This is a genomic window from Tistrella mobilis, from assembly GCF_041468085.1.
Lineage (GTDB): Bacteria > Pseudomonadota > Alphaproteobacteria > Tistrellales > Tistrellaceae > Tistrella > Tistrella mobilis_A.
In genome coordinates, this window is the sequence record NZ_CP121014.1 from 251,153 (window position 1) to 268,227 (window position 17,075).

Below are 17,075 nucleotides of genomic sequence, written 5' to 3' on the forward strand. Positions count from 1 at the left end.
CCACCCAAATGATCCCCACCCGCCTCACCACCCCCGCCCTGACCGGCGGGTTCGACCTGCTCGGCCCGGTCTTCACGCGAGAGGTGATCCACCTCCGCTGTGCGGCCCCGGCCGGGCTGGAGGATGGGCCGTGGATGGGGGCGGCCGTGCGGGGCGCGCTGGGGCGGGTGCTGGAAGAGCGGGCGGCAAATGGAGGGGCGGGCGGTCGGCGGGATCCGTTCAACCGGCCCTCGGCCTTCGCGATCCTGTTCCAGACCCAGGCCATGCTCACCCGCCGGCTGGAAGTGCCGCGGCCCTGGCGGTTGCGGGTGCAGCGGCGCGGTCGCAGCCTCACCATCGAGATCGCGCTCTACGGCTTCGCCGGCTATTGGGCGCCCGCCGTCGCCGATGCCCTGGTCGAGGCGCTGGCAGCCGGCGTGTCGCTGCGCGCCCTTGGCCGGATGCGCGTGCCCTGGCCGGTCGAGGCGCTGGAGATCCGCCGGATCACCGGCCTGCCCACATTGCCCGACAGCCGACTGCCCGACACCTCGCGCCCGCTGGTGCTGGATATCGAAACCCCGCTCGCTCTCAAGGCCGGCGGCGCGCTGGCCGGGCATCTCGACAACCTGCCGATGATGCTCGCCGACCGCGCCAGCGGCCTGGCCCGCTGGCACGACATCGCCATCACCGCCGATTTCAGCGCTCTGCGCACCGCCTCACGCAGGCTGCGCATCCAGGCCGACGGCCTGATCCCCGACCGCTGGGAACGCCGCTCCGGCCGCCGCGCCGGCCGCATCATCCCCATGGCCGGCTTCCGCGGCCGCCTGATCCTGCAGGATCTGGACCCGGCCTTCGCCCTGCCGCTCGCCATCGCCGCCGATGCCCATCTGGGGCAGGGCGCCACGGCCGGTCTCGGCTGGTTCAGCGTCTCGGAAGACTGACGACGGAAGACCGGGCTGCCGCCCGGACCCGCCCGGAGGCGTGGCCTCCGGACCTCGGGGGTGACGGATGTCGGAGGGGCGTTGGAGCCTTTGGCCAGGGCTTCAGAGGAAGATGGCCAGAGGCCGAGCCATTTATTATGAAGTTTCCATGACCGGAGCCATTGGTCATGACTTCAAACTCTCCTCCTTCCAACCCGCTTGTCAAGCGGCCTCTGAAGACGCCATTTTCCGTCGGCATGCTTGATATTTCATACGATGGCGTGAAGTTCTCCGATGAATTCGGAATTCTGTATTTTATTTCAATGGGATAATGATATCCACCGGGTATCCGGCCCTCAGCGGGGGGCTTCGGGGCCGCAGGGGGGGTATAGGTGCAGCGGCCCACAACCAGGGCGACCACCAGAAGGGCGCCATGGATGAGGGCGATCACGCGCAACGTTACGCGGTCGGGGTCGCGGCCGGGGCGGAGATAGGTGGTGCAGCAGGCGATGCGCCTGCGCAGCCAGCGGCAGCCGGCGTCGAGGCCGCGCGCCGGCCGGGGCGACGCAGTGGAGGGCAGGGGCTTGGCCGGGTCGGCGGTGCAGCTCAGCTCCCGCCAGTACAGCGCCACCGAAAGGATGCAGCCGACGACATAGGCCGCAGCCCAGACCGGCAGATGAACCATGGCCGAGGCCCCGGACAGCAGATCCCAGATCGGCGCCTCGCCCTTGGCGTCGTTGCCGGCGACGAATTCCTTCAGCCCCAAAAGGCCGATCGCGATCACTACCGGCAGGCCCAGGCCGAACAGCACCGCCTGGACCCGGGCGCCGCGGCGTTCGATCATTGCGGCGGCTTCTTCGGTCAGGCTGGCGAGCCAGCTTTCGGTGCGGGTGATCTTGTCGTCGATCAGCCGGTATTCGGCATCGAGCCGCGCCTGACGGCGCATCAGCTCGAACAGCTCCCGCCCCTGCACCTGGGTGGTGACATCGCCATACCACAAGCCGTCATTGAAACGGATCAGCCGCCGGCGCAGATCCCGGAACTGCGCGCGCTGATCGTTGACCGGATCGGCATCGCCCTCCACCAGTTGCGGCAGGCGGCGGATCACCTCGGCGGTGAACTGCATCAGCACGCCGGCCTGGATCTGGGTGATCAGGAACAGCCGGCGATACATGGTCGGCATCTGCACCGCATGGATCACATTGCGCGCGAACCAGCCGCTGCCCCACATAACGAAGGAATGGCTGGTGGCGGCAAACCACGAGCCATCGGCATCGAAGCGGCCATAGGCGGCGGCGGCGATCTCGGCCCGGGTGGCCCCGGGGTCATAGGCGGGGCCGCTGTCATAGCGATCGACGGTGGCGAGCCGGCCGCGCAGCCAGAGCCGGCGCTCGACCGCCTCGGCCTGATCGGGCATCTGCCCGAGCGTCACCAGGGAGTGGACGACATGGGCGCGATCATCGGTCAGCAGCCGCGGCGCCAGCCTTGCCCGGTCCCAGCCCAGCGCCGCGAAGGCGATGTCGATCAACGCGCCGAACCAGCCGGTCAGCCGCTGATCATCCGGCGTCACGGCATGGCCGCGGATCATATGCCCCAGCATCCCGGACGGGCCATGAAGGCTGATCGCGACATGGCCGTCGGTCGGCTTCTCGGGCAGCCCGGCCTCTGCGAAGCCTGAATGGGTGAAGCGGCCAAGGGCCGCCCAGTCCAGCGCATCGGCGACGGTGCAAACCGGGCCGGCGGGCGGGGTCAGAAGCGCCCGCCAGTCCTGGCGAACCTTATTGTCCGCGGCCTTCCAGGGCTGCATCTGCGCGGCCAGGCTCAGATGTTCCTCGCCCGAGGGGGCGGGGTTCAGCAGGTCGCCCAGAATGACCTCCAGGATCAGCACCGAGCGGAAGGCCAGATGCAGGCGCAAACCCACCACCGGCGCGCAGCGGGCCGAGGCGCGGCTGTTGTGGACATAGCGGAGCGACAGCGGACCTGTCGGCTGCCCGTTGAGCCGGCCGCCCGCGCCGACATCGATCAACAGGCTGATCAGGGCATGACCATGGTTCAGCGCGTCGGCAAGCGCCGTGCAGCCGTCGGCCGACCCGGTCTGACCGGCGGAAACGGCGGGGGCGAAGATGTCGCGCACCTGATCGGCCAGATAGATCCGTTCCTCGTCGGTGGCCTGCAGAAGGTGAACCGGGCGGTTCGGGTCGCGGGTCGCGGCACAGAGCGCCTGGATGTCGTCTGCCGTCAGCTCCTCCTTCAGGCCCAGGATCTGGCTGAAGGACAGCCGCCAGCCCGCCACCGGCCGGTTGCCGTTCAGCAGATTGGCCAGGATCCTGTCGGCAAGGGCATCCAGCGCCGCCGCATCGGTGCCGGTGCGGTCCTCGGCGCCGAAGAACAGGCATTCGCCGCCGCCGCCGTAATAATGGAGCCGTCCGGTCCCCCAGGCGGCCCGCAGATCGGGCCGGAACCAGTCGCGCATCAGCCCGGCATTGCGGCGGGCGCCGTAATGTTCCAGGGCGATGGTCCGGGGCGCCGGCGCCTCGTCCGCGGCATCCCCGGTTTCGGGCCGCCGGGTGACCAGGATCAGCAGATCGGTCTCGGCATCGGGCCGTCCGCCGCCGGTCTGCCACATCCCGAGCAGGATCGCCTCGGCGGCGATGTCGCGATCGGTCTCGGGCATCTCGGCCAGAATCAGCCGCTCCCCGCCCGATACCCGGTCGGCGCCCGGGGTAAATGCCCGCAGCAGGAGCGGTTCCTGCGCGACCCGGTCCACCCGGTCCAGCCAGTCCCTGACCTTCGCCGCTGGTGCGCGACAGATCCGGGACAGGATCGCCCCGGCATTGACGGGGGCCATGCCCCGGCGTTCATGGTGGTCGCGCATCTCCTGGGCGATCACCGCATCCCAGGCGCGGATCCGAAGCATGATCCGGATCAGCACCTCTCCCGCCAGCACCGTGGGGGCGCGCGTCTCACCCCCTCTCTCCTGCGCCGCGCCATCCGTCGGCGGGGCTGCGGCATCCAGACAGGGCAGGTTCCAGGCCTCGGCCGGCAGGTGGCGGCTGGCCGCGCCCCAGTCGACCTGGTCGCAGGGGCTGATGTCGACACCGACGAGCTGCGAGAGCGCTTCGCAGGCGGCGGCCGATGCAGCGGCCTTGCGGCAGACCATCGCCTCCAGCGCGCCGGTCAACCCGGCCATGCCGCCCAGATCATTGGCGATGATCAGCCGGTCCAGCACGGGGATCTGATCCCGGTCATGGCCGCCGAATTGTTCCAGAAGCGACACCGGCCGTTGCGGCGCGGCGGCAAACCCCGCCGCCGCAGCGCCGGTGCCCGGTCCGTCATCCACCACCACATGGCCCGGATGGCAGCGCAGCCTGACCCCGGTTGCCGCAATCACCGCGGCAGCGTCGGCATCGTCGATCCCCGCCAGCACCACCTCGCGCAGGCGCGGCGTGGCGACTGTCTCGGGCGCCGCCAGCCGGGTCATCACCCGGTCCAGCAGATCGGCCGGCATTCCACCCGACTGCCGCCAGGACCCCGCGACCGCGAGCGTTTCAGTCCCGCGCCCGCTCTCTGCCCCCAGGACCTCCGCCACCCGGGCGGTCACCAGATCCCGCACCACCACCACGACCAGCCGCATGGCGCCCCCCAATCCGATCAACCCTGGGACGAGGCTATCATCCGGACGGGTGAGCGGGAAGAGTGAAGGGTCACAGGATCGGAGGGCGCGCTTTTGAAAAGGGAGAGGGCAAGACACAGGAAAGCGTATGACCGGGGCGATTGGTCATGGCCTTAAACTCCTTTACGACGTGAAAACCCGCGGCGCCCCGTTTCCATGACCGGAGCGATTGGTCATGGCTTCAAACTGATTACTGGGCGTGCGCCGCGTGTGGCGGGTTTCCATGACCGGAGCGATTGGTCATGGCTTCAAACTGGACGTGCCCATCATTCTGCTGGGCGAGCCAGTTTCCATGACCGGAGCGATTGGTCATGGCTTCAAACCCGAATACGACCCCCAACTCAAGGAGAACCCCGTTTCCATGACCGGAGCGATTGGTCATGGCTTCAAACTCCCCCTCTTCCAGGCCATTGTCAAGATATCCTGTTTTGGCCCATTTTCCGTCGGGATCGAGGTCATTTCATGCACGGGTATTCGCTCCTTGAAGGCATCCCGGTTTCTATAATAATATCAGATAATTATGAATTCCACTGGGTCTTTCGCCATGTTCGACCGTCTGCTTGCTCCCGATCGGCTCTGGGAAGCCTGGTTCAAGGTGTTGCGCAACCGTGGCGGTCCCGGTGGCGATGGTGAAAGTCTGGATGCCTTCCGTATCGGTGTCGAGACCCGGCTTGCCCGGCTGGCGGCGGATGTGCGGGGCGGAACCTGGCGGCCAGGGCCGTATCGTCTGCTCGATGTTCCGAAGGATGATGGCGGCACCCGCCGGCTGGCCATTCCCTGTGTCGCGGATCGGGTGTTGATGACATCCGCAGCCCTGGTCATGGGGCCGATGCTCGATGCCACCTTCGAACCGTCAAGCCATGGCTACCGCCCGGGCCGCGGGGTTCGCACCGCCATTGCCCGGGTCGAGAGCCTGAGGGATCAGGGTTTCCACTGGGTGCTGGATGCCGACATCACCAGATTTTTCGATCGCGTGCCCCATGACCGTCTGCTCGATCGTCTGAGAGAGGCGACCGGGGACGCCCGTCTGGTCGACCTCGTCGGCCTCTGGCTGGATGGCTATGATCCGACGGGTGAGGCCGGCCGGGGGGGCGGGCTCGGTTTGCCGCAAGGCGCCCCGATCTCGCCGCTGCTGGCCAATCTCTATCTGGACACGGTCGATGAACGCATCGCGGCCGCCGGGCTTCATCTGGTGCGGTTTGCCGATGATTTCGTGATCCTGGCCGCAGACGAGGCGGCGGCGGAAGGCGCGCGCGCCCATGTCGCCGCCCTGCTTGCCGATCACGGCCTGCACCTTCATCCGGACAAGACCAGGGTGGTCAGTTTCGATCAGGGGTTCGCCTTTCTGGGCAAGCTCTTCGTCCGCGCGCTGGTGCTGCCCCGGCCCGATGACGATCCAACGCCGAAGGCGGTGGTTCGTCCGGCGACAGCACCCCCGGCGTCTGACCCGATCGCGATGACGCCGGGAGATCCGGAAGCCTCGCCGATCCTGCGGCCACTCTATGTCGTCGAGCCCGGGCGCCGGCTCAGCGTCCGCAATCAGGCCTTCACGGTGGAAGAGATCGAGACGGGGCGGGAGCTGATCGCGCTGCCGGCGGCACGTGTCGGGCGCATCGACCTCGGTCATCGGGTTGCCGCCGATGCCCGGGCCCTGCGTCATGCGGCGGCATCCCGTATTCCCGTGGCCCTGCTCGATGGCCTGGGCGGTGTCGAGGCCTGGCTTGAACCCGATGGCGGTGCCCGGGGGCAGCGCCATCTGGCCCAGGCGCGCCATATCCTGAACCCCGACAGCCGGCTCACCCTGGCCCGGCTGCTGGTGGATGCCCGGCTTCAGACCACCCAGGCCCTGCTCAAGCGTCTGAACCGACGCAAGCGTCTGGCAACCGTCGATGCGGCTGCCGACCGGCTGAAGCGGATCCGGCGGAAACTGCCGCTGGCCGACGATATCCCGCAGCTGATGGGGCATGAGGGCGAGGCCGCTGCGATCTACTGGCCGGCCCTTGGAGCCCTGATCGACCATGGCTGGGTCTTCCGCCGCAGATTGCGGCGCGGTGCGGCCGATCCGGTGAACCTGATCCTGGACTGGCTGGCGGCATTGCTGGCCCGCGAGATTAAGGCCCTTGCCACCCGCCACGCTCTGGATCCGGGTCTCGGTGTGCTTCACGAGGTGCGCGACGGCCATGATGCGCTGGTCTCGGACCTGATCGAAATCTTCCGTGCGCCGCTGGCCGAAGCCTGCGCGGTCTATCTGTTCAACAACCGGATCCTGGGGCCCGATGACATCATCCGCTATCCGCCGCCGCCGGATGCCCCCGATCGGGCGGGTGTTTCCGGCCAGCCGGATGGCGGCTGGCGGGTGCTGCCGGAAGCGGGGCGGCGGGTGATCCGCACCTGGGAAGGCTGGCTCGACCGGCCGGTCACCGGCCCGGATGGGCGGCGGCGGGCCTGGCGCGGCCTGATCGACGCCCAGCTTGCCGCCTGGTGCCGGCATATCGAGGACGACGCACCCTTCGTCCCCTATCACCTGGACTACTGAATGCCCGCCTGCCAGCAGAAAGCCGCCCTCATGTCCGAGACCCGCTTCGTGATGGTCTATGCCTATGACATCGTCGCCGACCGTGACCGCGACCGGATCGCCGGCATCCTGGAAGATGTGGCCGTGCGCGTGCAGCGCAGCCTGTTTGAAATTCGCCAGACCCGGGAGGAGGCCGACCGGCTCATCGCCCGCCTGACCCCGCACCTTGCCCCCGGCGACAAGCTCAGGGTCTATGCCCTGGGGGCCACCGGTCTTGATCACAGCCGCGTTGTCGGCGGGCCGCCGCTTCCGGAACCCGCGGATTACTGGTTGCTGTAAGCCTCACCCGATGTGACGCCGGAAAGCGCGGGAACCCGGGTTTCGGTCACGCCCCGCCATGTGATGTAACTGCGTTTGCCTGGGGATGATGGCGCAGGGCGCGGAGCGCCCGGAGGCATCATCCCCAGGCGCCCCCGAAATCGGGGTGGTCATCGTCGATCTTCGGTAGGGTTTGGTTGCAACCCCCAACCGAACCAAGGATCAAGACGATGACCGATGAAATGATGAGCCTTCGTGGCCTGCTGGAATAGAGCGCTGATGCCGATCTGCTGCGCGAGATGATCGGTTTTGCCACCGAGCGGCTGGCCATCGGCCCCAGCGAGGCCGAGACCTTCTGGACCGACTTCCTGCGCAAGCTGGCGCGGCGGGGCCTGCGCGGCGTCAAGCTGGTGGTCTCCGACGCCCACGAAGGGTTGAAAGCGGCCATCGCCAAGGTGCTGAACGCCACCTGGCAGCGCTGCCGCGTCGTCTCGGCTTTCATCGCCACCTCCATGGCCTTACGCCCGGATGGTCTGATGGCCGGCCCGGGTTGTCAATCCGTGGTGGCGCCGTTCAGCCGGACACCCCCGGCACCCGGAAGGGCAGCGGCGCCGCCCCCGGTGCGCCGTCCGGTTTCAGCCCGTTGAACACGATGTCGATGAAGCTGTCGGCATAGGAGGTCGCGGCTTCGGGATCGGTCAGCGGCGTGCCGTACAGCCGCTCGATCATGCCAGAGAAGGTGAAGATCAGCGAGGCGCCGAAGATGATGATCAGGGTCACGTCGCGCAGGGGCATCTGGCGGATGGCACCGGCCGCCATGGCTTCGCGGATCGCGCCTTCGAACTTGTCGAAGGCGGTCTTCATGTAGCTTTCCACCAGCCAGTGCATGCGATCGCCCGGCACCGAGCCCTCGTGTACCGTCACCCGGGCGAAATCGGGGTTGTGGGCGTTGGCATAAACCAGGCCCTTGGTCAGCAGTTTCAGCCGGGTCAGCGGGTCCACCCCGCCGGGTTTTTCGGCGAGGTTTTCATAGAAGGCGATGCGTTCGGCCATCAGCCGGTCGATCGCCGCCTCCCAGATCTTCTGCTTCGAGCCGAAATGGTAATGCACGATCGACTGCGTCACCCCGGCCTCGGCCGCGATCGCGCCGGTGGTTACCGGCTCGTAGCCCAGGCGCGCAAACAGTTTCGTGGCGGCATCCAGCAGCGCGTTGCGGGTGGCATCCGGCCCGGCATCGGCCAGCGGCGGGCGGCCCTGGCGGCGGCGGCGCGGGGCGGCGGCGCTCGCTTTGCGGGTGCGCGCAGGCTTTGTTGCCGATTTTGGGTTGTCGTCGTCCTGGATCGCCATCACCCTCTTACCGCGTTTGAACAGGTGTCTGCGACCGGACCATAACCGCCGTCGCCGTGCCGGCCCAGCCCGAAATCACCGGGCCGGACCGGCGCGTCGGTCCCCTTACCGCTTCAGCAGCGGGCAGTCGCTTTCCGCCGCCGGGCGATAGGCCTCGGCGCCGGGGATGGTGGTCTTCTGGGCCAGATAGTCCAGCTCGTATTTCGACTCCGCCGGGCTCTTGACCTCGAAGTAATACATGTCGCGCATCAGCCGGCCGTCGGCACGGATGGTGGCGCCATCGGTCATGAAGTCTTGAACCGGCATCGCCTTCATCTTCGCCAGCACCGCCTGGGTGTCGGTGCTGCCGGCCGCTTCCACCGCTTTCAGATAGTGCAGAACCGAGCTGTAGACGGTTGCCTGCACATCCGTCGGCACCTTGCCGTGGCGGGCCTTGAAGCGTTCGGCGAAGGCGCGGGTGCCGTCGGTCTGGTCCCAGTAGAAATCGGCGACCACCGGCATGCCCCGGGTGGCTTCCAGCCCCAGACCCTGGATGTCGTTGACGGTGAAGAACAAAGGCGCGATCCGCTGGCCGGCCTGGGCGATGCCGAATTCATCCGCCTGCTTGATCATGTTGCGGACATCCGACCCGCCGGCCACCAGCGCGATCACATCGGCGCCGGACCCTTGTGCCTGCAGCAGGAAAGAGCTGAAATCATTGGTGCCGAGCGGAAAGCGCACGGCACCCTTCACCGTGCCGCCCATCTTCTCGATCACGCTGATCGTGTCGCCTTCAAGCCCATGGCCCGAGGCATAATCGACGGTCAGGAAGAACCAGGAACTGCCGGGGTTGCTCTTGAAGATGCCCTCGACATTGCCCTTGGCCAGCGCATAGCCGTCATAGCCCCAGATCAGGCCGTTGGTGGTGCATTTGTCGCCGGTCAGGCTCTTGTTGTTGGCGCCCGAGAACACGGCGATTTTGTCGCGCTTCATGATCACGTCCTGAAGCGCCAGCGAGATGCCGGAATTCGACACGTCGAACAGCGCCTGCACGCCCTCGTCGTCGAACCATTTCAGCGCCGCGGTGACGCCGATATCGGCCTTGTTCTGATGATCGGCCGAAACCAGCCCGACCGGTTGGCCCAACACCTTGCCGCCGGCATCCTCGATCGCGAGTTCGGCCGCGATCACCGATCCCTGGCCGCCGAAATCCGAATAGACCGAGGACATGTCGGTCAGCACGCCGATCTTGACGGCATCCGCCGCCTCGACAGCCGCCATCTGGCACAGCACCGCCAGTGCCGCCGCGAGCCCCGCGGCGGGTTTCGATATCCTGCGCATGTGATCTTTCCTCCCGATCCCGGTCTTTGCGCCCGGGTATGGTCGTTGGGGGGGGAGGGCCGGTGTGCCCGTCTTTGCGGGCATCGCCGGCCGGGAGTCTTTCGGCTCAGCGTGTGGCGATGAAGGGCCGCCGCTTCGCGCCCGCCGCCGGTGCCGGCGGCACCGGGAAGCCGTCGAGGCCGCGCCGCACCCAGTCGCGGGTCGCCGCGGGGTCGATCACGCCGTCGATTTCAAGGAAGGCCGCCATGTTCGACGCCTTGCCCTTGGCATAGAGCGCATCGACCAGCTTGCGGTAGAGCGCCTCACGCTCGGCCGGGTCGGCGATGGCTTCCAGATCGCGGCGATAGCCCAGGCGCACGGCCCCTTCCAGCCCCATGCCGCCGAATTCGCCGGTCGGCCACGACACGGTGAAGGCGGGGGAGAGCATGTTGCCGCCGGCCATCGCCTGGGCGCCCAGGCCATAGCCCTTGCGCAGCACGATGGTGAACATCGGCACGGTCATATTGGCGCCGCCCACGAACATGCGCGACACCCGCCGGACCAGCGCGGTCTTCTCGGCATCGGGGCCGACCATGAAACCCGGCGTGTCGCAGAGCGACAGCACCGGCAGGCCGTGCGCCTCGCAGAGATCCAGGAAGCGCGCCGCCTTCTCGGCGCCCTCGCCATCGATCGCACCGCCCAGATGGCGGGGATTGTTGGCGAACAGCCCCATCGGCCGGCCCTCGATCCGGATCAGCGCGGTGATGATGCCGATGCCGTAATCGGGCCGCAGTTCCAGCACCGAACCCGTGTCCGCGACCAGCTCGACCACCTTGCGCACATCATAGGCGCGCAGCCGGTTCTCGGGGATGGCATTGCGCAGCAGCCGCTGATCGGCGGCCGTCCAGTCGGCCACCGGCCCCTGGAAATAGGACAGGTATTTTTTCGTGACCGCGACCGCCTCGGCCTCGTCTTCGACCAGGATGTCGACCACGCCGTTCGGCACCTGAACATCCATCGGCCCGACCTCTTCGGGCTTGTAGACACCCAGGCCCCCGCCTTCGATCATGGCCGGCCCGCCCATGCCCAGATTGGCGTTGCGGGTGGCGATGATCACGTCGCAGACGCCCGCGATCGCCGCATTGCCGGCGAAGCAGCGGCCCGAAACCACGGCCACCGTCGGGGCCTTGCCGCTCATCTGCGCCAGCAGCTTGAAGGTCGGCACGTCCAGCCCCGCCACGCCGACATGGTCGGTATCGCCCGGCCGGCCGCCGCCGCCCTCGGCGAAGACCACCAGCGGCATCGCCCAGTCATTGGCCAGATGGAACATGCGGTCCATCTTCTTGTGGTTCATGAAGCCCTGGGTGCCGGCCAGCACGGTGTAGTCGTACGAGAGCAGCATGCAGCGCGCCCGCTCCGCCCCGAACAGCCCGGCATTCACCGAGCCCACACCCGCCACCAGCCCGTCGGCCGGGCTCATCTTCTTCAGCGTCTCGTAATCATGGCGGCTGCGCTGGGCGGCGAGCGCCAGCGCGCCGTATTCCATGAAGCTGCCGGGATCGGCCAGATCCTCGATATTCTCGCGCGCGGTGCGCTGGCCGGTCCTGCGCCGCCGCGCCACCGCATCGGGCCGGCGGGCATCGGTCAACTCGTCATGCAGTTCCAGGATCGCGGCCAGATCCGGGCGGATATGGTCCAGATCGACCTCGACCGTCTCCTCTTCCGCGGCGCCCTCGAATTCACCCGGCTCGATGAACAGCACCGGCTGGTCGCCATAGACGGTCTCGTCCACCGCCACGGCCAGCGCGCGCACGATGCCGGCCCGGCCCGCGGTGATGGTATGCTCCATCTTCATCGCCTCGATGATCGCCACCACCGTGCCGGGGCGGACGACATCGCCGGGCGCCACCTCGATCGCGACCACCCGGCCGGTCATCGGGGCGGCCACCGCCTCGGTGCCCTCGGGCGCGACCGGGCCGGTCGCCGCCCTGGTCGCCCCGCCGCCGCCGCTTTCCACCCAGAGCTTCGGATGGCTGTCGGCGGTTTCGGCCAGCCGTGCGGCGTGGGCGCCGATATAGCCGGTATCGAAACGCCCGGCGCGCACCGCCTCGTCGGCGATCAGGCTTTGCAGGAAGCCGATATTGGTCGCCACCCCTTCGATGCGGAATTCGGCCAGCGCCCGGCGGGCCCGGTCCAGCGCCAGATCCAGCCGGTTACCCGGCACATGCACGATCAGCTTGGCCAGCAGCGAGTCGTAATGGGGCGAGGTCGCATAGCCGGCATAACCGAAGGTCTCGACCCGCACACCGCGTCCGCCCGGCACTTCGAAGGCCGAAATCACCCCGCCCGCGGGCACGGCGACGGCATCGGCGCCGATCTTCTCCATATTGATCCGCAGCTGCACCGCAACGCCCTCGGGCTCGGGCAGCCGGCCCTCGCCCAGGCCCAGCTCGGCCAGGCTCAACCCGGCGGCCAGCCCGATCTGGGTCTGGACCAGATCGACGCCGGTCACCTCTTCGGTGACGGTGTGTTCCACCTGCAGCCGCGGATTGGCTTCCATGAACACGAAGCGCTGCCCGTCGGGGTCGCGGCCGTCGATCAGGAATTCGAAGGTGCACAGCGTGTGGATGCCGCCGGCCCTGGCCAGCGCCACCGCGGTCCCGGCGATCCGCGCCTTCAGCGCCGGGTCGAGCCCGGGCAGCGGCGCGATCTCCACCAGCTTCTGATGCCGGCGCTGCAGGCTGCATTCGCGCTCGTGCAGATGGATCACCCGGCCGGTCCGATCGCCCAGCACCTGGATTTCCAGATGCCGCGCCGGCTGGATCAGCTCTTCCACGTAAAGCGCATCCGATCCGAAGGCGCCCAGCGCCTCGGCACCCGCCCGGGTCCAGGCCTCGGCCAGTTCCGATGCCGCGCGCACCACCCGCATGCCGCGGCCGCCGCCGCCGGCCACGGCCTTGATCATGATCGCGCCGCCGTCGCCCAGGCTCTCCAGGAAGCGCCGGGCTTCGTCTTCGGTGGTGGCATGGGCCGTGCCGCGGGCCAGCGGCGCGCCGGCTTCCGCCGCCAGCCGGCGCGCGGCGCCCTTGTCGCCGAACAGGTCGAGCGCTTCGGGCTTCGGGCCGATGAAGGTCAGCCCGGCTTCGGCGCAGGCCCGCGCGAAGCCGGCGTTTTCGGCCAGGAAGCCATAGCCCGGATGGATGGCGTCGGCGCCGGTTTCCAGCGCCGCACGGATCACCGCCTGGCCGTCCAGATAGGCGGCGGCGCCGACGCCCGGCAGTTCCACCGCCTGATCGGCGCGGCGCGTGTGCAGCGACCGGGCATCATCCTTGGGGGCGACGGCCACGGTCGGAATGCCCAGCTCGGCGGCGGCGCGCGCGATGCGGATCGCGATCTCGCCGCGATTGGCGATCAGGATGCGGCGGAAGAGGGGAGACGAGGGAGAATTGGGGGAGGAGGGGGAGGTCATCTGTCAGAACGGCCCGATCTTGTCGCGTTTCACCACGATGCCGGCGGCCTCGCGGTCCCAGGTGTCTGCCGTGACGCCCGCCTTGCGGATCAGGTACTTCTCGACCTTGTTCGTGGGCGTCTTGGGCAGGTCCGCAAGCATACGGACATAACGGGGGATCATGAAGTGCGCCATGCGGGGGCGCAGATGCTCGATCAGTGCCGCCGGATCCAGGCTGGCACCCTCGGCCAGCGACAGCGCCACCAGGATCTCGTCTTCGCTGTCGGCCGCCTGCACGGCGACCACGGCCGCCTCGCGCACGGCGGGATGGGCGCAGATTTCGGCCTCGACCTCAAAAGACGAGACGTTCTCGCCCCGGCGGCGGATCGAATCCTTGAAGCGGTCGACGAAGAACCAGTTGCCCTGATCATCCACCCGGAAGGCATCGCCGGTGTGGAACCAGCCATTGCGCCAGGCGGCGGCGGTCGCTTCCGGATTGCCGGAATAGCCGTGGTTCATCTGCCAGGGCAGATCGGTGCGGATCACCAGTTCGCCCACCTCGCCCGGCGCCACCGCCCGGTCATGGGCATCGACCAGCCGGACCTCGACCCCGTCACGGGGCCGGCCGCAGCTTGCCACCACCTCGGGATTGTCTTCGGCGATCAGCGGGCAGGAGACTTCGCTCATGTTGAACAGGGTATGCAGCGTCACGCCGAAGCGCCTGCGGAAGGCGATGCCCTCTTCGGTCAGCGGGATGGCGATGACATGGGCGAGGGGGCTGCCCCGGGCCGCGCCCTCGTCCCGGTCCTTCAGCAGGAAGGCCGCCATCACCCCCAGCAGGATGACGCAGGTGGTGCCGCTCTGCCGGACCGCCGGCCAGAAGCTCTTCGTGTCGAAGCCCTCGACCAGGGCGATGGAGCCGCCGAGCGCCAGCATGGCATAGACCGGCGCCGTGCCGCCGACATGGAACAGCGGCAGATTGACCATGAACCGGTCGCCGGCGCCCAGGAACGGCACCCGCCGCGGATCGGCGGCGAGCGCCGTGCCCATCGCATGCAGATGGGCATAGCTCGACAGCACGCCCTTGGACGGCCCGGTGGTGCCCGAGGTGTAGATGATCGACTGGGTGTCCCAGGGCTCGACCGGCTCGGCGAGCGGGGCAGGGGAGGCCGTGCTCTCCAGCGCATCCGCCCCCAGCCAGGTGATCCCCCGGGCGGCGGGCAGCCGGGCCGCGGCGGCGGATGCATCGGCGGCATCGGCCACGATCACCCGGTCGACGACGCTGGTGTCGATCCCGGCCAGGCGATCCGCCAGCGCCGCGATGGTGATCACCAGCCGCGCCTCAGACACCCGGATCACATGCTCCAGAATGCTGCCCTTATAGGCGGTGTTGATCGGCACATAGACCGCGCCGGCATAGTTGATCGCGAACCAGGCGGTGAGACACAGGCCGCCATTGGGCAGCCAGACCACCACCCGGTCGCGGGGCTTCACCCCCAGCGCCTGAAGGGCTGCGGCCATGACGCGCACCCGCGCGCGCATCTCCGCGTAGCTCCAGACCTGGCTGTCGCCCCCGCCCCGGCGATCGGGAAAGGCGACGAAGGCGGCATCGGGCGTGTCCGCGGCGCGACGATCCAAGAGATCGGGCAGCACGCAGTCTGCGCGGCCCTGAAGGCGCGTGTGGTCCGGCATGTTTCCTCCCGTGCGGCAGCTCTTGAACGGTGCCGTCGGGGGGAGATGGTGCATAAATCAATAGATCTATTCAATAAGAGAATCGGGAATTGCCGGCGTCGGGGGTGCGCCTTGCGAAAATTGCTCGGGAGCCGGCAGGGGTGGCATGTACACTGGCCGCGGCCGGATGCCGGCCGCCGAGAAGACCCCCAGGCAGACAAGAACGAGGCCCGGCCCTGATGTCGCAGCGCGGATCCTCCCTCCTGCGGAGACCCCTGTTCCGTTTCCTGATCCGAGTCGATCTTCAACGCATGATCGTGGCGCTCGCCGTGGCATCGGCCGCGGTGGTGCTGGTGAACGGTTTCTATTCCAGCTATCTGGTCCAGCGGCAGGTGCTGATCGATGCCACGCTGGAGGCCAACCGCGCCTATGCCGCGAAACTGGCCGACACGACCCAGAACTTCATCGAAGAGGCCCAGGAGCAGCTGGCCTATGCGGCGGGCATCATCGCCCGCCATGCCGACGACGAGGCCCGGCTTCTTCAGGAAGCCGAACGGTTGCGTCTTCAGAGCCATAGTTTCAACTCCGTCGCCATCGTCGATACCGCGGCCATCGTCCGGGCGACCTCGCCGGAAGCGCTTCAGATCAAGGGCCGTCAGCTTCAGTCGGCCGCGGCGCGCGAGGCGCTGGAACAGCGCCGGCCGCTGGTCAGCCAGCCCTATACCGCGATCACCGGCAATATGCTGGTGGTCATATCCCATCCGGTTTTTGCACCGGATGATCGCTATCTGGGCTATGTCGGCGGCACGATCTATCTGCGTGAACGGAATGTGCTCAACCGGCTTCTGGGCGAACATCATTACCAGGACGGGTCGTATCTCTATGTCGTCGATCAGGACCGGACGCTGCTCTACCATCCCGAGGAGGACCGGATCGGCGAGCGGGTGGCGGGCAACCCCGTGATCGAGGCGGCCATCGCCGGCGATGCCGGGCGGATGGAGGTCGTGAACAGCCGGAACGTTCCGATGCTGGCCGGTTATGCGCCGGTGCCGGCGGCCGGCTGGGGCATCGTCGCCCAGCGGCCGGTCGATGTGACGCTGACCCCGCTCGACGAGCTGATGTGGCGGGTGGCGGTCAAAACCGCCCCGGTCGCCGTCATCACCCTGATCGCGATCTGGTGGTTTGCCCGGGCGATTTCGCGGCCGCTGGGCCAGCTGGCCGACGGCGCCCGCCAGATGGATGCCCCCGGCACCGCCGACCGCATCCAGCGCGTGCGGTCGTGGTATGTGGAGGCGCGGCAGATCAAGCGGGCGATGCTGATCGGCATCGGCCTGCTCCAGGCCCGGATCGGCCGGCTGGACCGCGACGCCCGCACCGACCCCCTGACCGGGCTGGTCAATCGCCGCGGTCTGGGCGAGGTGCTGGAGCTGTGGCGCGCCGAGGCCCGGCCTTTCGCGGCCATCGCGATCGATATCGACCATTTCAAACGCATCAACGACAGCTGGGGGCACGAGATCGGCGATACCGTGCTGCGACGGCTGGGCCAGATCCTGCGCCAGACGGCGCGCGAGACCGATCTCGTCTGCCGGACCGGCGGCGAGGAATTCCTGCTGCTGCTGCCCGACCGGTCGCCGGCGGCTGCACTGGCGGTGGCCGAACGCCTGCGCAAGGCGGTGGCGACCGAACGGATCGAGCCGATCGGCCATGTCACCATCTCGGCCGGCATTGCGGCCCTGCCCGACGACGGCGCCGATGCCGGCACCGTTCTCCGGCTCGCCGACGACATGCTCTACGAGGCCAAGCGCACCGGGCGCGACCGCGTGGTGGTGGCAGGATCCTGACCCGCGGGACGGGAAGAAACCCACGGGTCGATGAAAACGGTTGCGGAGCCGGGCGGTTCACTTC

The 17,075-nt window shown here is 68.3% G+C and carries 9 protein-coding genes, 1 pseudogene and 1 CRISPR repeat array; of the genes and pseudogenes, 5 read left to right on the plus strand and 5 right to left on the minus strand.

All coding sequences use genetic code 11. The annotated features are described in order from the left end of the window. Positions 1 to 8: 8 nt before the first annotated feature. Positions 9 to 920, plus strand: coding sequence for a hypothetical protein (locus P7L68_RS01060; protein WP_371999142.1), 912 nt, complete (start codon positions 9 to 11; stop codon positions 918 to 920). On the opposite strand, the gene P7L68_RS01065 is transcribed toward P7L68_RS01060, so the two are convergent. Then, positions 901 to 4,533, minus strand: a complete 3,633-nt coding sequence (locus P7L68_RS01065; protein WP_371999143.1) for a hypothetical protein — start codon at positions 4,531 to 4,533, stop codon at positions 901 to 903. The genes P7L68_RS01060 and P7L68_RS01065 overlap by 20 nt on opposite strands. Positions 4,534 to 4,654: 121 nt before the next feature. Beyond that, positions 4,655 to 4,965: direct repeats of the CRISPR family, unit length 38 nt; unit sequence GTTTCCATGACCGGAGCGATTGGTCATGGCTTCAAACT. A gap of 151 nt (positions 4,966 to 5,116) precedes the next feature. Here P7L68_RS01065 and cas1 point away from each other — a divergent pair. The 3 genes and pseudogenes from cas1 to P7L68_RS01080 all read left to right on the plus strand — a co-directional run. After that, complete coding sequence (cas1, locus tag P7L68_RS01070; RefSeq protein ID WP_371999144.1) at positions 5,117 to 7,108, plus strand: CRISPR-associated endonuclease Cas1; 1,992 nt, start codon at positions 5,117 to 5,119, stop codon at positions 7,106 to 7,108. A 30-nt stretch (positions 7,109 to 7,138) separates the two neighbouring features. Beyond that, positions 7,139 to 7,426: a CRISPR-associated endonuclease Cas2 gene (gene cas2, locus P7L68_RS01075; protein ID WP_371999145.1), complete on the plus strand. Its 288-nt coding sequence runs from the start codon at positions 7,139 to 7,141 to the stop codon at positions 7,424 to 7,426. Between the two features lie 257 nt (positions 7,427 to 7,683). Further along, positions 7,684 to 7,923, plus strand: a pseudogene (locus tag P7L68_RS01080) (transposase); the annotation flags it as partial. A 55-nt stretch (positions 7,924 to 7,978) separates the two neighbouring features. Here P7L68_RS01080 and P7L68_RS01085 read toward each other — a convergent pair. From P7L68_RS01085 to P7L68_RS01100, 4 genes are all read right to left on the minus strand, one after another. Further along, positions 7,979 to 8,752 carry a TetR/AcrR family transcriptional regulator gene (locus tag P7L68_RS01085; RefSeq protein WP_371999146.1) on the minus strand — a complete coding sequence of 258 codons (774 nt, stop codon included), beginning with the start codon at positions 8,750 to 8,752 and terminating at the stop codon, positions 7,979 to 7,981. Between the two features lie 105 nt (positions 8,753 to 8,857). Then, on the minus strand, positions 8,858 to 10,072 hold the full coding sequence (locus P7L68_RS01090; RefSeq protein ID WP_371999147.1) for an ABC transporter substrate-binding protein: 1,215 nt from the start codon (positions 10,070 to 10,072) through the stop codon (positions 8,858 to 8,860). A gap of 106 nt (positions 10,073 to 10,178) precedes the next feature. Beyond that, positions 10,179 to 13,520, minus strand: coding sequence for a carboxyl transferase domain-containing protein (locus P7L68_RS01095; RefSeq protein WP_371999148.1), 3,342 nt, complete (start codon positions 13,518 to 13,520; stop codon positions 10,179 to 10,181). 3 nt (positions 13,521 to 13,523) lie between these two features. Then, entirely contained in the window at positions 13,524 to 15,191 is a 1,668-nt protein-coding gene (locus P7L68_RS01100; RefSeq protein ID WP_371999149.1) for an AMP-binding protein, read from the minus strand. A gap of 290 nt (positions 15,192 to 15,481) precedes the next feature. On the opposite strand from P7L68_RS01100, the gene P7L68_RS01105 reads away from it, so the two are divergent. Next, positions 15,482 to 17,011, plus strand: a complete 1,530-nt coding sequence (locus tag P7L68_RS01105; RefSeq protein ID WP_371999150.1) for a diguanylate cyclase — start codon at positions 15,482 to 15,484, stop codon at positions 17,009 to 17,011. Positions 17,012 to 17,075: the final 64 nt, after the last annotated feature.